This is a genomic window from Bradyrhizobium sp. GW821-FHT13H05, assembly GCF_058804065.1.
The window spans coordinates 348,459-367,644 of the sequence record NZ_JBXAPO010000006.1 but is presented as its reverse complement, the minus strand read 5'-3'; the positions used below and the strand labels follow the sequence as shown (position 1 = coordinate 367,644).

At 65.8% G+C, this 19,186-nt stretch carries 17 protein-coding genes; 16 read left to right on the top strand and 1 reads right to left on the bottom strand.

Features of this window, described 5'->3' with window-relative positions:
- The 15 genes from AC1RR3_RS21245 to AC1RR3_RS21175 all read left to right on the top strand — a co-directional run bounded on the left by AC1RR3_RS21245 (position 1) and on the right by AC1RR3_RS21175 (position 16,742).
- Positions 1–927 (top strand): Gfo/Idh/MocA family protein, encoded by a 927-nt coding sequence (locus AC1RR3_RS21245; protein ID WP_492825077.1) that lies wholly within the window; start codon positions 1–3, stop codon positions 925–927.
- 2 nt (positions 928–929) lie between these two features.
- The gene (locus tag AC1RR3_RS21240) at positions 930–2,006 is read left to right on the top strand and encodes an aldose epimerase family protein (RefSeq protein WP_492825076.1); all 1,077 of its coding nucleotides are present in this window, start codon (positions 930–932) and stop codon (positions 2,004–2,006) included.
- Positions 2,003–2,884 (top strand): SMP-30/gluconolactonase/LRE family protein, encoded by an 882-nt coding sequence (locus AC1RR3_RS21235; RefSeq protein WP_492825074.1) that lies wholly within the window; start codon positions 2,003–2,005, stop codon positions 2,882–2,884. Before AC1RR3_RS21240 ends, AC1RR3_RS21235 begins: the two co-directional genes overlap by 4 nt.
- 74 nt (positions 2,885–2,958) lie before the next feature.
- Complete coding sequence (gene chvE, locus AC1RR3_RS21230; RefSeq protein ID WP_492825073.1) at positions 2,959–4,032, top strand: multiple monosaccharide ABC transporter substrate-binding protein; 1,074 nt, start codon at positions 2,959–2,961, stop codon at positions 4,030–4,032.
- Positions 4,033–4,245: 213 nt separating this feature from the next.
- Positions 4,246–5,817, top strand: a complete 1,572-nt coding sequence (gene mmsA / locus AC1RR3_RS21225; RefSeq protein ID WP_492825072.1) for a multiple monosaccharide ABC transporter ATP-binding protein — start codon at positions 4,246–4,248, stop codon at positions 5,815–5,817.
- Positions 5,814–7,004 (top strand): multiple monosaccharide ABC transporter permease, encoded by a 1,191-nt coding sequence (gene mmsB / locus AC1RR3_RS21220; RefSeq protein WP_492825071.1) that lies wholly within the window; start codon positions 5,814–5,816, stop codon positions 7,002–7,004. The genes mmsA and mmsB overlap by 4 nt, the downstream gene beginning before the upstream one ends.
- Positions 7,005–7,256: 252 nt before the next feature.
- Positions 7,257–7,913, top strand: a complete 657-nt coding sequence (locus AC1RR3_RS21215; RefSeq protein ID WP_492825069.1) for an HAD family hydrolase — start codon at positions 7,257–7,259, stop codon at positions 7,911–7,913.
- 7 nt (positions 7,914–7,920) lie between these two features.
- A complete protein-coding gene (locus AC1RR3_RS21210) occupies positions 7,921–8,871 on the top strand; it encodes a sugar-binding transcriptional regulator (protein WP_492825068.1) in 951 nt (316 codons plus the stop codon).
- Positions 8,872–9,151: 280 nt separating this feature from the next.
- A complete protein-coding gene (locus AC1RR3_RS21205) occupies positions 9,152–10,462 on the top strand; it encodes an ABC transporter substrate-binding protein (protein WP_492825067.1) in 1,311 nt (436 codons plus the stop codon).
- Between the two features lie 95 nt (positions 10,463–10,557).
- Positions 10,558–11,430 carry a carbohydrate ABC transporter permease gene (locus tag AC1RR3_RS21200; protein WP_492825065.1) on the top strand — a complete coding sequence of 291 codons (873 nt, stop codon included), beginning with the start codon at positions 10,558–10,560 and terminating at the stop codon, positions 11,428–11,430.
- Positions 11,431–11,433: 3 nt separating this feature from the next.
- Positions 11,434–12,264 carry a carbohydrate ABC transporter permease gene (locus AC1RR3_RS21195; RefSeq protein ID WP_492825064.1) on the top strand — a complete coding sequence of 277 codons (831 nt, stop codon included), beginning with the start codon at positions 11,434–11,436 and terminating at the stop codon, positions 12,262–12,264.
- A 15-nt stretch (positions 12,265–12,279) separates the two neighbouring features.
- A complete protein-coding gene (locus AC1RR3_RS21190; RefSeq protein ID WP_492825063.1) occupies positions 12,280–13,287 on the top strand; it encodes an ABC transporter ATP-binding protein in 1,008 nt (335 codons plus the stop codon).
- A gap of 55 nt (positions 13,288–13,342) precedes the next feature.
- Complete coding sequence (locus AC1RR3_RS21185; protein ID WP_492825062.1) at positions 13,343–14,116, top strand: SDR family NAD(P)-dependent oxidoreductase; 774 nt, start codon at positions 13,343–13,345, stop codon at positions 14,114–14,116.
- 38 nt (positions 14,117–14,154) lie between these two features.
- Positions 14,155–15,801 (top strand): FGGY-family carbohydrate kinase, encoded by a 1,647-nt coding sequence (locus AC1RR3_RS21180; protein WP_492825060.1) that lies wholly within the window; start codon positions 14,155–14,157, stop codon positions 15,799–15,801.
- Between the two features lie 5 nt (positions 15,802–15,806).
- Positions 15,807–16,742, top strand: coding sequence for a carbohydrate kinase family protein (locus tag AC1RR3_RS21175; RefSeq protein WP_492825059.1), 936 nt, complete (start codon positions 15,807–15,809; stop codon positions 16,740–16,742).
- Positions 16,743–16,746: 4 nt separating this feature from the next.
- Here AC1RR3_RS21175 and AC1RR3_RS21170 read toward each other — a convergent pair whose 3' ends face one another.
- Positions 16,747–17,634, bottom strand: a complete 888-nt coding sequence (locus AC1RR3_RS21170) for a LysR family transcriptional regulator (protein ID WP_492825058.1) — start codon at positions 17,632–17,634, stop codon at positions 16,747–16,749.
- Positions 17,635–17,755: 121 nt separating this feature from the next.
- Here AC1RR3_RS21170 and AC1RR3_RS21165 point away from each other — a divergent pair, with 121 nt between their 5' ends.
- Positions 17,756–19,177 (top strand): amidase, encoded by a 1,422-nt coding sequence (locus tag AC1RR3_RS21165; protein WP_492825057.1) that lies wholly within the window; start codon positions 17,756–17,758, stop codon positions 19,175–19,177.
- Positions 19,178–19,186 lie beyond the last annotated feature (9 nt).

Below are 19,186 nucleotides of genomic sequence, written 5' to 3'. Positions count from 1 at the left end.
GTGACCGACCTTCGTATCGCCATCGTCGGCTTCGGCAAGATCGCGCGGGACCAGCATGTGGGCGCGATCGCCGCGACGCCGGGCGCGACGCTCGCGGCCGTGGCCAGCCGCAACGCCTCGCTGCCGGACCTGCCGCATTTTGCCACCATCGAGGATCTGCTGGAGAAGGGACCACCGATCGACGCGGTCTCGCTTTGCACGCCGCCGCAGGTGCGGCGCGCCCAGGCCGCAGCCGCGCTCGCCGCCGGCAAGCACGTCATGCTGGAGAAGCCGCCGGGCACCGGCGTTGCTGAGCTCGACCCGCTGATCGCGATGGCGACTGATGCCAAGCGCACGCTGTTTGCGACCTGGCATTCGCGCTACGCGCCGGCGGTCGAGCCGGCCCGCGAATGGCTCGCCGCGCGCCGGATCAAGTCGGTGCACATCAACTGGAAGGAAGACGTCCGCGTCTGGCACCCCGGGCAGGCCTGGATCTGGGAACCGGGCGGGCTCGGTGTGTTCGATCCCGGCATCAATGCCCTGTCGATCCTGACCCGGATCCTGCCGAGGCCCGTGTTCGTCACCGCGGCCGAGCTCGCCTTTCCCGCCAATTGCCAGGCGCCGATCGCCGCCAATTTGACGCTGACCGATATCAGCGGCTTGCCGGTCACGGCCGAATTCGACTTCCGCCAGACCGGGCCGCAGAGCTGGGATATTTTGGTCGAAACCGGGGAGGGCCAAATGAACTTGTCCCGCGGCGGCCGGATCATGGCGGTCGACGGCAAGGTTGTTGCCGACGCGCCCGATGAGGAATATCGGGAGTTGTACCGGCGCTTTGTCACGCTCGCCGCAACGGGCGCCAGCGACGTCGATCTGGCGCCGCTCCGTCTCGTCGCCGACGCCTTCCTGCTCGGCAGGCGCACCATCGTCGAACCTTTTGTGGACTGAACATGGCCGGCTCAAGAATAACAAAAGATGTCTTCGGAACGCTGCCCGACGGCCGCAACGTGGATCGCATCGTGCTGCGGGGGGAAGGCGGGTTCGAGGCCCGCATCATCACCCATGGCGCAGTGATCCAGGCGCTGATCGCGCCGGACGCCAAGGGAAACTGCGACGACGTCGTGCTCGGCCATGAATCCTTCGCCGGCTATCTCGCCGAACGCAAGTTTCTCGGCGCCACCGTCGGCCGCTACGCCAACCGCATCGCCAAGGGACAGTTCTCGCTCGACGGCGAGACGGTGCAGCTGCCCGTCAACAACGGCCCGAACGCGCTGCATGGCGGCCTCGACGGTTTCGATCGCAAGCTCTGGGACATTGCCGCGATCGAGGAGGTCGCCGAGCCCGCGGTGACGCTCACTTACACGAGCCCGCACGGCGAGGAGAACTACCCCGGCCGGCTCGACGTCCGCCTGACCTATCGCGTCACCGGCCCGGCCGAACTGTCGCTGATGATGGAGGCGCGGACGGATCGTCCGACCATCGTCAACCTGACCAACCACAGCTTCTTCAATCTGGAAGGCGCGACGTCAGGCACGCCGATCCTCGACCACAGACTGACGGTCGCGGCCGAGCATTTCCTCGCGATCGATCCCACCGCCATCCCTCTGCGGGAGCCGCCGCGCAGCGTAGCCGGCACGCCATTCGACTTCCGCGAGGCCCATGCCGTGGGCGAGCGCATCCGCCAGAGCGATCAGCAATTGCAGAGCGGCAGGGGTTACGACCACACCTATTGCCTCGGCGGCGACGGCAAGCTCGCGCTTGCGGCGCGGCTGGAAGCACCGCGCTCGGGGCGCGTCATGGAGCTCCTCACCAATCAGCCTGGCCTTCAGGTCTATTCCGGCAACTATCTCGACGGCACCATCTCCGGCAAGGGCGGCAAGCTGATCCGGCAATCGGACGCCATGTGCCTGGAGCCGCATATCTGGCCCGATGCGCCGAACCGGCCGGATTTCCCGAGCCCGCGCCTCGATCCCGGCCAGGTCTATCGGCATCACACCGTCTATCGCTTTGGGGTGAGGGCGCCATGATCGAGCATGTGCCGACCTCAGTGCTATCAGCCGAGCAGTGTCATCTCGGCGAAGGGCCGACCTATGATGTGACCACCGACACGGCGTGGTGGTTCGACATTCGCGAGGGAAAACTGTTCGAGGCGCATCTCGGCAGCGGCGCGATCCGCATCCACGCGCTCGGCCGCATGGCGAGCGCGCTCGGGCGCATCGATGCCGAGCGGCAATTGATCGTCGCGGAGGACGGCCTCTACATCCGCAATCTCGCCGACGGCGCGATGACGCTGTTCTGTCCGCTCGAAGCGGACAATCAAGCGACGCGATCCAATGATTGCCGCGTGCACCAGTCCGGCACGTTCTGGATCGGCACCATGGGCAAGAGGGCCGAGCGGGGGGCCGGCGCGATCTACGCGCTTCACCGCGGCAAGATATCGACCCTGTTTCCGGGCATCAGCATTCCAAATTCGATCTGCTTCTCGCCTGACGGCGCCACCGGCTATTTCACCGACACTGCGCGCGCGGTGCTCTATGCAGTGCCGCTCAATCCTGCCACCGGTCTGCCGCGCGGCGAGCCGGAGGTGCTGCTGCGCCACAGCGGCATCGGCGGCCTCGACGGCTCGGTGTGTGATGCCGACGGAAACATCTGGAATGCGTGCTGGGGCGCCAGCCGCGTCGACGTCTACTCACCGCAAGGCGAGCGCCTGCGCTCACTGAGCGTGCCGGCCACGCAGTCGAGTTGCCCGGCCTTCGTCGGCCCCGATCTGTCGCGTCTCCTTGTCACCTCGGCCTGGCAGGACATGGACGCGGCGGCGCGCGCCCCCGATCCGCAAGCCGGTTGCACCTTTCTGCTCGAGGCCTCCGCGCGCGGTCGCGCGGAGCCCGACGTCAAGCTCGCATAGGAGATCCGAAGCCGACCTCTACCTCTGTTCTCGACGAAACCAAAAAACAGTCTGACACCCAAAGGGAGTGAAGCATGCTGAAACTGACGACGACATTCCTCGCGCTGGCGCTGGCCGGCGCTGCAACGATGGCCGCAGGTGTCTCCGCCTCCGCCCAGGACAAGGCGACGGTCGGCATCGCCATGCCGACAAAATCCTCGGCGCGCTGGATCGACGACGGCAACAACATGGTCAAGGTGCTGAAGGAGCGCGGCTACAACACCGATCTGCAATACGCCGAGGACGACATTCCGAACCAGCTCTCGCAGGTCGAGAACATGGTGACCAAGGGTGCCAAGGCGCTGGTGATCGCCGCGATCGACGGCACCACCCTGTCCGACGTGCTCAAGCAGGCGAAGGCGAAGGGCATCACCGTGATCGCCTATGACCGCCTGATCCGTGGCACGCCGAACGTCGACTATTACGCGACCTTCGACAATTTCCAGGTCGGCGTGCTCCAGGCGGAGTCCCTCGTGCAGGGCCTCGGCCTCAAGGACGGCAAGGGTCCCTTCAACATCGAGCTGTTCGGCGGCTCGCCCGACGACAACAACGCCTACTTCTTCTACAACGGCGCCATGAGCGTGCTGAAGCCGTATATCGACAGCGGCAAGCTCGTCGTCGTCTCCGGCCAGATGGGCATGGACAAGGTCGCGACTTTGCGCTGGGACGGCGCCACCGCGCAGGCCCGCATGGACAATCTGCTCAGCGCCTACTACGGCAACAAGAAGGTCAACGCCGTGCTGTCGCCCTATGACGGCCTTTCGATCGGCATCATCTCCTCGCTGAAGGGCGTCGGTTACGGCAGCGCCGATCAGCCGATGCCTGTCATCTCCGGCCAGGACGCCGAAGTGCCCTCGATCAAGGCGATGCTCCGCGGCGACCAGTACTCGACCATCTTCAAGGACACCCGCGACCTCGCCAAGGTAACCGCCGACATGGTCGATGCCGCGCTCGCCGGCAAGCAGGTCACCGTCAACGACACCAAGACCTACGAGAACGGCGTCAAGACCGTGCCGAGCTACCTGCTCAAGCCGGTCGTGGTCTACAAGGACAATTGGGAGAAGACCCTGGTCGACAGCGGCTACTACAAGAAGTCGCAGTTCCAGTAGGAGGTCTATTCCCTCTCCCCGCGTGCGGGGAGAGCCTCTTCTCCCTCGCCCCGCTTGCGGGGAGAGGGTCGGGGCGAGGGGGAGCCTCCGCGAGGGAGGTGACAATGAGACTCGCGGAGACTCCCCCTCACCCGGATCGCATCTTGCGATGCGACCCGACCTCTCCCCGCAAGCGGGGAGAGGTGAACCAGCACCGATCGAGGGACAACGACGATGACCGCCATGCTGGAGATGCGCAACGTCAGCAAGAGCTTTTCCGGCGTCCAGGCGCTGCGCGACGTCAATTTCTCGGTTCACGCGGGCCAGATCCACGCGCTCGTCGGCGAGAACGGCGCCGGCAAGTCCACGCTGATGAAGGTGCTGAGCGGCGTCTATCCGGCCGGCAGCTACGAGGGCACCATCGTCTTCGAGGGCGAGGAGCGCCGCTTCCGCGACATCAACGATTCCGAGGCGCTCGGCATCATCATCATCCACCAGGAGCTGGCGCTGATCCCGCTGATGTCGATCGCGGAGAACATCTTCCTGTCGCATCCGCCCTCAAAGCTTGGGGTGATCGATCGCGACGAGGTGTACCGGCGCACGCGGGATCTCCTGGCGCAGGTTGGCCTGAAGGAATCCCCGGATACGCTGATCACCGATCTTGGCGTCGGCAAGCAGCAGCTGGTCGAGATCGCCAAGGCGCTGTCCAAGCGGGTGCGGATGCTGATCCTGGACGAGCCGACCGCGAGCCTGAACGAGGCCGACAGCGCCGCGCTGCTCGAACGTCTGATGGCTTTTCGCGCGCAGGGCATCGGCTCGATCCTGATCTCGCACAAGCTCAACGAGGTCGCCAAGGTCGCCGACCACATCACCGTGCTGCGCGACGGCCGCACCGTCGACAGCATCGACTGCCACGCCGAGCCGATCCAGGAAGACCGCATCATCCGCAGCATGGTCAACCGCGATCTCGCCCATCGCTTTCCCGAGCGCAACGTGAAGATCGGCGAGCCTGTCCTCACCGTCGAGAACTGGTCGGTCTATCACCCCATTCATCCCGAACGGCAGGTGATCAAGAATGTCAATTTCGGCGTCAGGCGCGGCGAGGTCGTCGGCATCGCGGGCCTGATGGGCGCGGGCCGCACCGAATTCGCCATGAGCCTGTTCGGCCGTTCCTGGGGCACCAATATCAGCGGCCGCATCCGCCTTGAAGGCCGCGAGATCGCGCTGCCAAGCGTGGCCGCCGCGATCGACGCCGGGCTGGCCTATGTTACCGAGGACCGCAAGCAGCTCGGCCTGATCCTCGCCGACGACGTCCGCAAGAACATCACGCTGGCAAGCCTGCATCAGGTCGCGCCGGGCAGGGTGATCGACGACATCGCCGAGCTGAAGGTCGCCAGCGACTATCGCAACCGCATGCGCATCCGCTGCTCCGACGTCTACCAGGAGACCGGCCAGCTCTCCGGCGGCAACCAGCAGAAGGTGGTGCTGTCGAAATGGCTGATGACGGACCCGAAGGTCCTCATCCTGGACGAGCCGACACGGGGCATCGACGTCGGTGCCAAATACGAGATTTACTGTATCATCAACGAGCTGGCGGAGGCCGGGCGCGGCGTCGTGGTGATCTCCTCGGAGATGCCCGAGCTGCTCGGCATCTGCGACCGCATCTGTGTCATGAACGACGGTGCCTTCGTCGGCGAGTTCAAGGGCGCAGACGCAACGCAAGAGAAGATCATGCGCGCGATCATGCGCAATGAGAGAAGCAACGGCGTGCCTGAGGCCGCGGAGATGGGAGGATCGCAGCCATGACCGACAAGACGGTGTCGCTGCCCGAGGAGCGCCGGCATGGCAGCTTCATCAAGAACAATCTACGCAATTACGGCATGCTGCTGTCGCTGATCGCGATCATGCTATTCTTCCAGGTCATGACCGGCGGCACGCTGCTGCAGCCGCTCAACCTGACCAATCTGGTGCTGCAGAACAGCTACATCGTCATCATGGCGTTGGGCATGCTGCTGGTGATCGTGACCGGGCACATAGACCTCTCGGTCGGTTCGGTCGCGGGTTTCGTCGGTGCCGTCGCGGCGTTGCTGATGGTGACCTACAAGGTCGACTACACGCTCGCCTTCATCGCTTGCCTCGTGGTCGGTGCCGCCATCGGCGCCGCGCAAGGCTATTGGGTGGCCTATTTCAAGATTCCGTCCTTCATCGTCACGCTGGCCGGCATGCTGGTGTTCAAGGGCCTGGCGCTCGCGGTGTTGCAGGGCCAGTCGCTCGGGCCGTTCCCGGCGACCTTCCAGAAATTGTCGTCGGGCTTCATCCCGGAAATGCTGCCTGAGGCCGGCACGCTGCATCCGACCTCCATGCTGATCGGTGCCGTGCTCGCGCTCGGTCTGGTCTACGCCAGCGCCAGGGGAAGGTCGCGCGAGCAGTTGCACGGCATCGAGGTCGAGCCCTACGCGTTCTTCCTCGGCAAGAGCATTCTGCTCGCCTGTGCCGTGCTCTATTTCACCTACCTGATCGCCTCGCATCGCGGCCTGCCCAACGTGCTGGTGATCATGGGCGCGTTGATCGCGCTCTACGGCTTCGTCACCCGCCGCACCGTGATCGGCCGGCAGATCTATGCCGTCGGCGGCAATGCCAAGGCGGCAAGCCTGTCGGGCATCAAGACCGAGCGGCTGACCTTCCTCACCTTCGTCAACATGGGCGTGCTGGCCGCGCTCGCCGGCCTCGTCTTCGCCGCGCGGCTCAACACCGCAACGCCGAAAGCGGGCCTCGGCTTCGAGCTCGACGTCATCGCCGCCTGCTTCATCGGCGGCGCCTCCGCCTATGGCGGCGTCGGGCGCGTCGGCGGCGCCGTGGTCGGCGCCATGATCATGGGCGTGATGAACAACGGCATGTCCATCCTCGGCATCGGCATCGACTACCAGCAGGTCATCAAGGGCCTGGTGCTGCTCGGGGCGGTGTGCATCGACGTGTACAATCAGCGGCGGTGACGCTGCGTAGCCCGGATGGAGCGGAGCGTAATCCGGACCACTGTCCCCGCATTCCGCTGCACTCCATGCGGGCTACGGTCTTCCCCGTCATTGCGAGCGCAGCGAAGCAATCCAGAGTTCCTCCGCGGAGGGATTCTGGATTGCTTCGTCGCAAGAGCTCCTCGCAATGACGGGTGCGGCGGTAATTGGTCCCTCAACCCCCAGCGAGTCTGAGCTATTGCCCAGCTGATGAGTATATGATCGAATGCGCCGATGGATCCCGGCAGGCCCGATCTCGTCATCTTCGACTGCGACGGCGTGCTCGTCGATAGCGAGCTGTTGAGCTGCCGCTGCCTGTCCGAGATGCTCGCCGAGTTTGGCTTCGCGCTCAGTATTGAGCAGGCGCTCGAACTTTTCCTCGGGCGCAGCTCGGCTGCGATCGGACAATATTTTCGCGAGCGCGGCGAGGTCTTGCCCGACGAATTTCTGCCGCGGCTGAAGACGCGCGTGCTTGAGACATTTGCGGGAGCGCTCCAGCCGATCCCCGGGATAGGCTCGGTCTTGTCCGTATTGAAGACGCCGCACTGCGTGGCCTCGTCGAGCGATATCGACCGCGTCTCATTGTCGCTTGATGTCACCGGTCTCTCATCGCATTTCGAGGATCGGCTCTACACCGCGCAGATGGTCAAGCACGGTAAGCCGGCACCCGACCTCTTTCTCTACGCCGCTGGGAAGATGGGCGCGCAACCCGCGCGCACCCTGGTCATCGAGGACAGCGTCAGTGGCGTGCAGGCCGCCAAGGCGGCCGGCATGGCCGTCTGGGGATTTGTCGGCGGCAGCCATTACCGCGCGCGTGACGGGCGGGCTATATTGTCCGCCGCCGGGGCCGATCGGGTCTTCGCGCGCATGAGCGATTTCTGGGAGGCGTAGACCCGCCATGGCCGCCGAGAACGAAAAATCGAGACTCGACGACGCCGCGCGGGCCGGCTGGCTCTATTTCATTGCCGGCCACACCCAGGACGAGATCGCAAAAATGCTTCAGGTCTCGCGCGCTTCGGCACAGCGGCTGGTGTCGCTATGTCTTGCCGAACGGCTCATCACCTTCCGGCTCGAGCATCCCATCGCCGCCTGCATGGAATTGGCGGCGCGCCTGAAGGAGCGGTTTGATCTCGTCCATTGTGAGGTGGTGCCGGAAGATCCTGCCGCACCGCAGGCCACCGCAGGCATCGCCGAACGCTGCGCCAACCTGCTCGATGCCACGCTGCGCTCCGAGACGCCGGTCATCGTCGCGCTCGGCACCGGGCGGGCCGTGCGCGCCGCGGTCGAGCGGGTCACGCCGATCGACCGGCCCAATCACCAGATCGTCTCGCTGGTCGGCAACATCTCCGCCGACGGCTCGGCGAGCTTCTACGACACCGTCGGCCGGCTCGCCGACCGCACCGGCGCGCGGCATTATCCGATGCCGCTGCCGTTCCTGATGTCGTCGGAGGACGAGCGCAACAAGATGGTGCGCATCGAGCCGATCGCGAAGGTGAAGGCGGTCGCAGCCAAGGCGGATCTGCGCCTCGTCGGCATCGGCCAGATGGACCAGAAGGCGCAGGTGCATGTCGACGGCTTCGTCACCCGCGATGAATTGTTCGAGATGATGCGGCAAGGCGCCATCGGCGAGATCACCGGCTGGGCCTATGATTCGAAGGGGCGCCTGCTCAAGGCCGGCACCAACAAGCGCCTCACCAGCATTCCGCCGGAAGTGCCGGCGAAGGCCACCACCATCGGCGCGGCGGTCGGCGCGGCCAAGGTACCAGCGATCGCGGCGGCATTGAGCGGAGGCCTGATCAACGGCCTGATCACGGACGAGGCGACGGCGAGGGCGATCCTGGAGCGGTAGAGGCGGGCGGTCTCGCCACCTACACCACTGTCATCATCCGCGAAGGCGGATGATCCAGTACGCCGCGGCCCCGCTTGAGGCAAACCAATAGACGTCACGGCGTACTGGGTGCCCCGCTTTCGCGGAGCACGACAGTGTGGGCGGGGCGACACCTCCCGCACCGCAGCACTCATAAGTTGCGCGAACGCCCGCACGCCTGCTTGACAACCGCCGTCTCCCGATTGAACATACACCCAACGCGTGGGCATATGCTCAAAAACGCGAGCTTAGGGAGGTCACCGTGAAACACGTCCTCGGCGCCGTCTGCGGCGCGTCTATCCTGTTGGCCGTCCCCGCGATGGCCGAAACGACCCTGACGATCGCCACCGTCAACAATGGCGACATGATCCGCATGCAGGGGCTGACGGCTGAATTCACCAAGAAGAACCCTGACATATCCGTGAAATGGGTGACGCTGGAGGAGAACGTGCTGCGCCAGCGCGTCACCACCGACATCGCCACCAAGGGCGGCCAGTTCGACGTGCTCACCATCGGCACCTATGAGGTGCCGATCTGGGCCAAGAAGGGCTGGCTGGTGCCGCTCGCCAATCTCGGCGCCGATTACGACGTGGCCGACCTGCTGCCCAAGATCAAGGACGCGGTCTCCGTCGATGGCAAGCTCTACGCCGCGCCGTTCTACGGCGAGAGCTCGATGGTGATGTACCGCACCGATCTGTTCGAGAAGGCCGGCTTGAAGATGCCGGAAAAGCCGACCTGGGACTTTGTGATCGACGCCGCCAGGAAGCTCACCGACAAGAGCGCCGGCACCTACGGCATCTGCCTGCGCGGCAAGGCCGGCTGGGGCGAGAACATGGCGTTCCTCTCGGCGATGGCCAATTCCTACGGCGCGCGCTGGTTCGACGAGAAGTGGGAGCCGCAATTCAACACGTCGGAATGGAAGGCGACGCTCACGACCTACGTCAATCTCATGAAGGACGCGGGCCCTCCCGGCGCGAGCTCCAACGGCTTCAACGAGAATCTGGCGCTGTTCAACGCCGGCAAGTGCGGTATGTGGATCGATGCGACGGTGGCCGCTTCCTTCGTCACCAACCCGAAGGACTCCAAGGTCGCCGACAAGGTCGGCTTCGCGCTCGCGCCCAACACCGGGCTCGGCAAGAACGCCAACTGGCTGTGGGCCTGGAATCTCGCGATCCCAGCCGGCTCCAAGAAAGCCGAGGCGGCCGAGAAGTTCATCGCTTGGGCGACCAGCAAGGACTACACAAAACTCGTGGCGTCGAAGGATGGCTGGGCCAACGTGCCGCCGGGCACGCGCACCTCGCTCTACCAGAACCCTGAATATCTGAAGGTCGCGCCGTTCGCCAAGCTGACGCTGGCCTCGATCGACGCCGCCGATCCGAACAAGCCGACCGTGAAGCCGGTGCCATACGTCGGCGTGCAATACGCTGCGATCCCGGAATTCCAGGGCATCGGCACCCAGGTGGGCCAGCAGTTCTCCGCGGCGCTCGCGGGCTCCATGACGGTCGATGCGGCGCTCACCGCGGCACAATCGGTCACCGAGCGCGAGATGAAGCGCGCCGGCTACATCAAGTGAACCCGAGCTCTCCCTCCTGAGCTCAAACTGGCGGCTATCCACCAGCCCAGCCCCGGATGGATGGCCGCTTTCTTCCCGCAAGCGGAGACGCGTGGATGGCAACCCGGCAAACGCAGTTTCTTGCGCGCGCGCTCCTGACGCCTGCGGTCGGGCTGCTCTTCATCTGGATGATCGTCCCGCTCGCGCTGACGATCTATTTCTCGACGCTGCATTACAGCCTGCTCGATCCCGGCTCCGAAGCGTTCGTTGGTCTTGAGAATTTCCGCTACTTCCTCACCGACCCCGCTTTCCTCGCTTCGCTCCAGAATACGCTGGTGCTGGTCGGCTCGGTGCTGGCGCTAACGATCCTGCTCGGCATTCCGCTGGCGCTGCTGATGGACCAGCCCGTGATCGGCCGCAACATCGTGCGGCTGATGGTGATCGCGCCGTTCTTCGTGATGCCGACCGTGAGCGCGCTGGTCTGGAAGAACCTGTTGATGCACCCGGTCTCCGGCCTGTTCGCCTGGCTCGCCAAGCTCATCGGGTTGACGCCGATCGACTGGTTCACCGACGCGCCGCTGCTCGCGGTGATCCTGATCGTCGCCTGGCAATGGCTGCCGTTCGCGACGCTGATCCTGCTGACCGCGCTGCAATCGCTCGACGAGGAGCAGAAGGAGGCGGCCGAGATGGACGGCGCCAGCGCGGTGTCGACCTTCATCTACATCACGCTGCCGCATCTGGCGCGGCCCATCACCGTGGTGATCCTGATCGAGACCATCTTCCTGCTCACCGTGTTCGCCGAGATCTTCGTCACAACCGGTGGCGGGCCGGGCCTGCAGACCACCAATATCGCCTTCCTGATCTATTCGCAGGCGCTGATCCAGTTCGACGTCGGCAGCGCCTCGGCGGGCGGCCTCGTTGCCGTCGTGATCGCCAACGTCGTCGCCTTCTTCCTCGTCCGCATCGTCGGCCGCAACCTGGAAGCCTGAATCATGGCGCGCAAGTCAACGACGCAGCAGGTGGTGATATCGACGATCGGGGCGTGGTTCTTCGGCTTCCTGATCTTCTTCCCGATCCTGTGGATGGTGCTGGCGAGCTTCAAGACCGAGCTCGAGGCCTTTGCGATTCCGCCGTCCTTCCTGTTCTTCCACTGGACCACGGAAAACTACGCGACCGTGCAGGAGCGCAGCGATTATTTCCTTCACGCCATGAACTCGGTCATCATCGCCGGCGGCTCGACGCTCATTGCGCTCTTGATAGCCATTCCCGCGGCCTGGTCGATGGCGTTCTCGCCGACCAAGCGCACCAAGGACATCCTGCTCTGGATGCTCTCGACCAAGATGATGCCGCCGGTCGGCGTGCTGGTCCCGATCTACCTGATCTACAAGACCTTCGGTCTGCTCGATTCCCGCATCGGCCTCGTCTTCATCCTCTGCCTCGGCAATCTGCCGATCGTGGTCTGGATGCTCTTCACCTATTTCAAGGAGATCCCGCGCGACATCCTGGAGGCCGCGCGCATGGACGGCGCCACCATCGGCCGCGAGCTCATCTACGTGCTGACGCCGATGGCGATCCCGGGCCTGGCGTCGACCATGCTGCTCAATCTCATCCTCGCCTGGAACGAGGCGTTCTGGACGCTCAATCTGTCGACCTCGAACGCCGCGCCGCTCACCACGTTCATTGCGTCTTATTCGAGCCCGGAAGGGCTGTTCTGGGCAAAGCTGTCGGCGGCCTCGACGCTGGCGATCGCGCCCATTCTCGTCCTCGGTTGGTTCAGCCAGAAGCAGCTCGTGCGCGGGCTCACCTTCGGCGCTGTGAAGTAGAAGGGCTGCCGGATCATGGGTCAGATCACACTTCAGGACGTGCAGAAATCCTTCGGCCCCGTGCACATCATCAAGGGCGCCGACCTCGACATTGCCGACGGCTCCTTCGTGGTGTTCGTCGGTCCCTCCGGCTGCGGCAAGACCACGCTCTTGCGCTTGATCGCCGGGCTCGAGGATGTCTCAGGCGGCAAGATCCTGATCGACGGCAAGAACGTCGTCGACACGCCGCCGGCCAAGCGCGGGCTGTCGATGGTGTTCCAGTCCTACGCGCTCTATCCGCATATGAGCGTGCGCGGCAATATCGGCTTCGGCCTGAAGATGGCGGGGCTGCCGAAGGACGAGATCAACCGCAAGGTCGAGGCCGCGGCCGCGACGCTGAACCTCACACCCTATCTCGACCGCAAGCCGCGCGAGCTCTCCGGCGGTCAGCGCCAGCGCGTGGCGATCGGGCGGGCCATCGTGCGCGAGCCCAAGGGGTTCCTGTTCGACGAGCCGCTGTCGAACCTGGACGCCGCACTGCGCGTGCAGATGCGCATCGAGGTGACGCGGCTCCAGAAGCAGCTCGGCACCACCGCGATCTACGTCACCCATGACCAGGTCGAGGCCATGACCATGGCAGACAAGATCGTCGTGCTCAACGCCGGCAAGATCGAGCAATATGGCTCGCCGCTGGAGCTGTACGAAAAGCCCGCCAACCTCTTCGTCGCCGGCTTCATCGGCTCACCCAAGATGAATCTCGTCACTGGCGAGCACGCATTGCAACGCGGCGCGGCTACCATTGGCGTGCGGCCGGAGCACCTCAAGATCGAGCGTGACGGCGGTGGCGGCTGGCAGGGGACGATCGCGGTCGCCGAGCATCTCGGCAGCGACACGTTCCTTTATGTCGATGCGGGCCCGCTTGGCATGCTGACCGCGCGCTACGTCGGCGAATTGAGCCTGCATGCCGGCGACCACGTGTCGCTGCTGCCGGACCCCGCGCGCATCCACCGCTTCGACGCGAGTGGCAACGCGCTTCGCGGCTGACGAGAAACGGCAAGAAGACGGCAAGCAAACGGCAAGAATCGGAAAGACGAAGAAGATGTACCTGGAAAAATTCAAGCTGACCGGCAAGACCGCGTTCATCACCGGCGGCGGGCAGGGCATCGGCCTTGGCTGCGCGGAAGCGCTGGCCGAGGCCGGCGCCAGGGTCGTGATCGGCGACCGCGACAGCAAGGTCGCCGACAGCGCAAAGGCCGAGCTGAAAGCGAAGGGCTACGACGTCGAGACCGCGATCATGGACGTCACCGATACCAGGCGCGTCGCGGAAGTGGCCAACGACCTCGTCGCCCGCCACGGCAAGGTCGACATCCTCGTCAACAATGCCGGCATCGCCCGCAGCGAGACTCCGGCGGAGACCGTCACCGACGAGCACTGGCTCAACGTCATCGACGTCAACCTCAACGGCACCTTCTGGTGTTGCCGCGAGTTCGGCAAGCACATGCTGAAGGCCAAGAGCGGCGCCATCGTCAATGTCGGCTCGATGTCCGGCTTCATCGTCAACAAGCCGCAGGAGCAGAGCTTCTACAATGCCTCCAAGGCCGGCGTGCACCATCTGACAAAATCGCTCGCCGCCGAATGGGGTGCGCGCGGCATCCGCGTCAACGCGGTGGCGCCGACCTATATCGAGACGCCCCTCAACGCCTTCGTGAAGAGCAACGCCAAAATGTACGACGCCTGGATCGGTGGAACTCCGATGGCGCGGATGGGGCAGGTCGAGGAGATCGCCTCCGTCGTGCTGTTCCTCTCGTCCGAAGCCGCGAGCCTGATGACCGGCAGCATCGTGCTGGTGGATGGCGGCTACACTTGCTGGTAGGCTTACGTCAAAACTGACGAGAGCTTCCGGGAGCGACAATGCCGCGAGCGTATATTGGCGTCGACGTGGGGACCACGAGCACGCGGGCAGGGGTGTTCGACGAGGCCGGCACCTTGCTTGCCACCGCGCGGCATCCGATCAGGATCTGGCACGAGGCCGGCGACATCGTCGAGCAGTCGTCCCAGGACATCTGGGACGCGTGCGTGACATCGGTCCGGGCGGCGATGGCGGAGGCTGCCATTGCGCCCGACAACGTCGGCGGCATCGGTTTCGACGCCACCTGTTCGCTGGTCGTCCTCGATAAGCAAGGTGCGCCGGTCACGGTCAGCGCCTCCGGCGAGGCGCAGCGCAACGTCATCGTCTGGATGGATCACCGCGCCACGGCCGAGGCGCGGCTGATCAACGAGACCGGGGACGCCGTGCTGCGCTATGTCGGCGGCTCGATCTCGCCCGAGATGGAGATGCCGAAACTGCTCTGGCTGAAGCGCCATCTGCGCGCGAGCTTCGACGCCGCAGGCCATTTCTTCGATCTGGCAGACTACCTGACCTGGCGCGCCACTGGCTCGCTGCAACGCTCGACCTGCACCGTCACCTGCAAATGGAACTACCTTGCCCATGACGGCGGCGGCTGGAGCGCGCCGTTCTTCAAGCGCATCGGCCTGTCGGACTTCGTCAACGAGAAGTACATCCGCATCGGCACCGAGATCGTCGCGCCCGGCACGCGGCTCGGCGCCGGTCTCACGCGTGCCGCTGCGGCTGAGCTCGGCCTGTCGGCCGGCACACCGGTCGGCGCCGCGCTGATCGACGCGCATGCCGGCGGCATCGGCGCGATCGGCGGCCGCGACGGCTCGGATGGCGCGACCGATGTCAGCGATCGACTCGCCTACATCATGGGAACGTCGGCCTGCATCATGGCGACGACCAAGGAGCCGTGCTTCGTGCCGGGCGTGTGGGGGCCTTATTATTCCGGCATGGTGCCGGACTTCTGGCTCAACGAGGGCGGCCAATCGGCCGCGGGCGCTGCGATCGACCATCTCCTGAAGTCGCATCCCGGTCATGCCGAGGCGAGTGCGGCGGCTCGGAGCGAGGGCGTCGACCTCATCGAGTTCCTGGAGCGCCGCATCATCGCGCGCGCCGGCGATGCCAGCCGCGCCGCGCTGCTCGCCCGCGACATCCATGTGCTCCCAGAGTTCATCGGCAACCGCTCGCCCTATGCCGACCCCGATACGCGCGCGGTAATCGCGGGCCTCGATCTCGACACCGACGTCGCGTCCATGGAGCGGCTGTTCGTCGCCGGCCTCTGCGGGCTCGCCTATGGGCTGGCCGAGGTGATCGAGGCCTTCGCCGCACACGGTGTCCGCGCAGGCATCATGATCATGGGCGGCGGCGCCAGCCGCAGTCCGCTGGTGCGGCAGATCATGGCCGACACCACCGGCCTCGTCGTCGCGCTGCCGCAGACCAGGGAGCCGGTGCTGCTCGGTGCCGCGATGCTCGGGGCGGTCGCCGGCGGCGCCTGTGCCTCGATCGGCGAGACCATGGCCAAGATGTCCGCGCTGGGGCGCAAGAGCGAGCCGACCGCGCCCGACATGGCGGCCTTCCACGCCCGCAAGCGCGAGGTGTACGAGCTGCTGCGCGAGGTCGACCGCGGCAGCCGGGCCGCGATGCGCGACGTTCCCGAGGGTTAGAACGAATGCTGATATCCTGCGGCGATGCGCTGATCGATTTCGTGCCGACGCGAAACGCGGAGGGACGTGAGGCAGTGATGCCCGCGGTCGGCGGCTCCTGCCTCAACGTCGCGATCGGCATGGCGCGCCTGGGCGCACCGACCGGCTTCGTCGGCGGCATTTCGACCGACCTGTTCGGCCGCATGATCGCGGACCACGCGGCTGCCTCGCATGTCGAGCTCGGTCTTGCCACCCGCAGCGATCACCAGACCACGCTCGCTTTCGTCCGCATCGTCGCGGGCGAGTCGCACTACGCGTTCTATGATGCCGAAACCGCAACGCGGAGCTGGACCTACCGGCGCGGGTCCATTCCATTCGATAAGGTTGAAGTCCTCCATATCGGCTCGACCACGCTGGTCAACGACCAGGGCGCCGCCGAGACCAAAGCCCTGATCGCGGACGCCCGCGCGTCCTCCACGATCTCCTTCGATCCGAACTGCCGGCCCAATCTGGTCAGGGACAAGCCCGCCTATCTCGCGCGCATGATGGCGTTCGCGGGGACCGCCGATCTCATCAAGATGTCGGACGTCGACTTCGCCTATCTCTTCGGCGAGGAGCCTTATCAGCAACGCGCGAGCGCGCTGCTGGGGCAAGGCACAAGCCTCGTCGTCATCACCCGCGGCAACAACGGCGCCATCGCCTGGCACGCGGGAGCAGGGCAGATCGAAGTGCAGGCGCCGCAAGTCGTCGTCGCCGACACCATCGGCGCCGGCGACAGTTTTCAGGCGGCGCTGCTGTTCGCCCTGCACAAGCAGGGACGTCTGGCGCGGCAGCAGCTCAGGGACATCAATGCCGACGAGCTGCGCCGCGCGCTGTCCTTTGCCGCCAATTGCGCCGGTCTCACCTGCACCCGCCCGGGCGCCGATCCGCCCTGGAGCCACGAGATCAATTGGCCCTTGTAGCCCGTCACAGCGGCGCAACCGCCTTCTCGGCGCATTTGAGGAAGGTGCGGATCAGCGGGCTGTGCGAGTCCCGCCGCCAGCAGACCGCGACGTCGAAGGAATCGGTGGCGTCCCGCAGCGGCCGGAACACGACGCCGCGCGGCGCGCCGAGCTGCGCGCAGGCGGGCAGGATCGCAAGGCCTTCACCGGCCAGAACCAGGCTCATCGCCGAATGCACCGTCTCCACCCGGCCGGCGATCGGCATCACGATCTGATGCCGCCGCAGCAGGGCCGCGACCACGGAGGAGGAGGGGTCCTGCTCCGGAGGCGGCAATGCGATCAGCGGACGGCCCTGGAGTCGTGCCATCGGCACCGCGCTCAGGCGCGCAAGCGGCGAACGGTTCGGCATCGCCAGCATGAACGGCTGCGTGCCGATCCGGGCCACCTGGATTTCAGGGTGGTGGATCGGCGGCATGCACAGCGCGACGGTGACGCTGCGGTCGAGCAGCCGCGCCTCGCGCGTCGAGGCGCTGAGCTCGGCGAAGTCGAGATCGACGCCGGGAATGGATCGCCGCAGCTCGGGGATGAGACGCGGCAGCATCGCGTTCGCGAGCACGAACATGTAGCCGACGGACAGCCGCCCCCGGCTGCCGGCCGCGACCGCGCGCGCGGCTTCGACGCCGTCGGCCGCCAGCGCCAGCGCCTCGCCGGCGCGCGCCAGCAGCGCCTGGCCCGCCTCGGTCAGGTCCATGCCGCGCGTACCGCGGCGGAACAGCGGCGCGCCGACCTCGGCCTCCAGCTTGCGGATCTGGACCGAGAGCGGCGGCTGGGCCATCCGCAGCCGTTCGGCGGCCTTGCCGACGCTGCGGGCCTCGGCCACGGCGACGAAATAGCGGAGCCGGCGAAGATCCATTGGCATACCGAAAACGTATGGGTTGCTGTCCAAAATGGTATTGGACGGCGAGTTAACAAAACTGTCATCCTCGCTGTCAATGCTATCGGCCAACGGCGGCCGGCTTCGGAGCGATGTGACGATGAACGGCGATCCTTGCTTGCTATCCGCAACCGAGCTGCGCGGCCTCATCGCCGCCAGGAAGATTTCGCCCGTGGAGCTCACCCGCGCCGTGCTCGCCCGCGCTGAGGCGCTCCAGGGCGAACTGAACTGCTTCATCACGATCTGCGGCGACGAGGCGATGGCGGCCGCGCGCGCAGCCGAGCGCAAGGTGATGTCGGGCGAGCCGCTCGGCCTGCTGCACGGCATCCCCGTCACCGTCAAGGACATCGTCAACACCAAGGGCGTCAAGACCACCTTCGGCGCCGTTCCCTACAAGGACAATTTGCCGAACGAGGATGCGGTGGCGGTCGCGCGGCTGCGCAGCGAGGGCGCGATCCTGATCGGCAAGACCACGACGCCGGAATTCGGCAGCAAGTGCCTGACCGACTCGCCCCTGTTCGGCCGCACCCGCAATGCGTGGGACGCCTGCCGCTCCTCCGGCGGCTCCAGCGGCGGCGCGGCAGTGGCGGTGGCGAGCGGCATCGCGCCGCTCGCGATCGCGACCGATGGCGGCGGCTCGACCCGGATTCCGGCCGCCTGCAACGGCGTGGTGGGCCTGAAGCAGAGCAACGGCGTCATCCCGCACAGCCAGGCGCTGGATGTGTTCGGCAACCAGACCTATGTCACCCCGACCACCCGCACCGTCGCCGACACCGCGCTGATGATGCAGGCCATGTCGGGCGAGGATCCTTGCGATCCCTGGTCGATCGGCGTCGGCGTGCCCGATTTCGTCGGCACATCAGCCCCGCGCGGCGATCTGCGCGGGCAGCGGATCCTGTACTGCCTGACGCCGCCGGGCCGTCCGGTGTCCGCGGAAGTTGCCGCCAGCTTCAAGGCCAGCCTCGACCGGCTGGCCGGACTTGGCGCCGAGCTCGAGGAATTCTCCGGCGAGGGTTTTGACATCGAGCCGATCTGGCGCGCCATCAACCACACCCTCTGGCGCACGCGCTTTGCAAAGCTCGCGGCCGAGCACAAGGACGAGCTGAGCGAGGCCTTCCTCAAGCAGCTTGCGCTCGCCACCGAAGTCAGCGGCGTCGACTACCAGGAGGCGATGTTCGCGCGCACCGCGCTGTTCCGCCGGGTGCAATCCCTGCTTGCGCGCGGCCACTTCCTGGCGATGCCGACCCTCACGCGCACCGCGCTGCCGATCAAGCAGGACCTGTTCGGCACCATCGAGATCGACGGGGCGCATTTCGACAGCGTCCGGCCGCACTGGTTCCCCTGGACCATGCCGTTCAACATGACCGGGCATCCCGCCGTCAGCCTGCCCTCGGGCTTTGGCCGCGACGGCCTGCCGATCGGACTTCAGCTCGTCGGCCGCTTCCGGCTTGATGCCGAATTGCTGCGGGTGAGTGCGCTGTTCGAAGCGTCAAGCGACCTTCTCTCCCGCTGGCCGGAATGACGACATGCG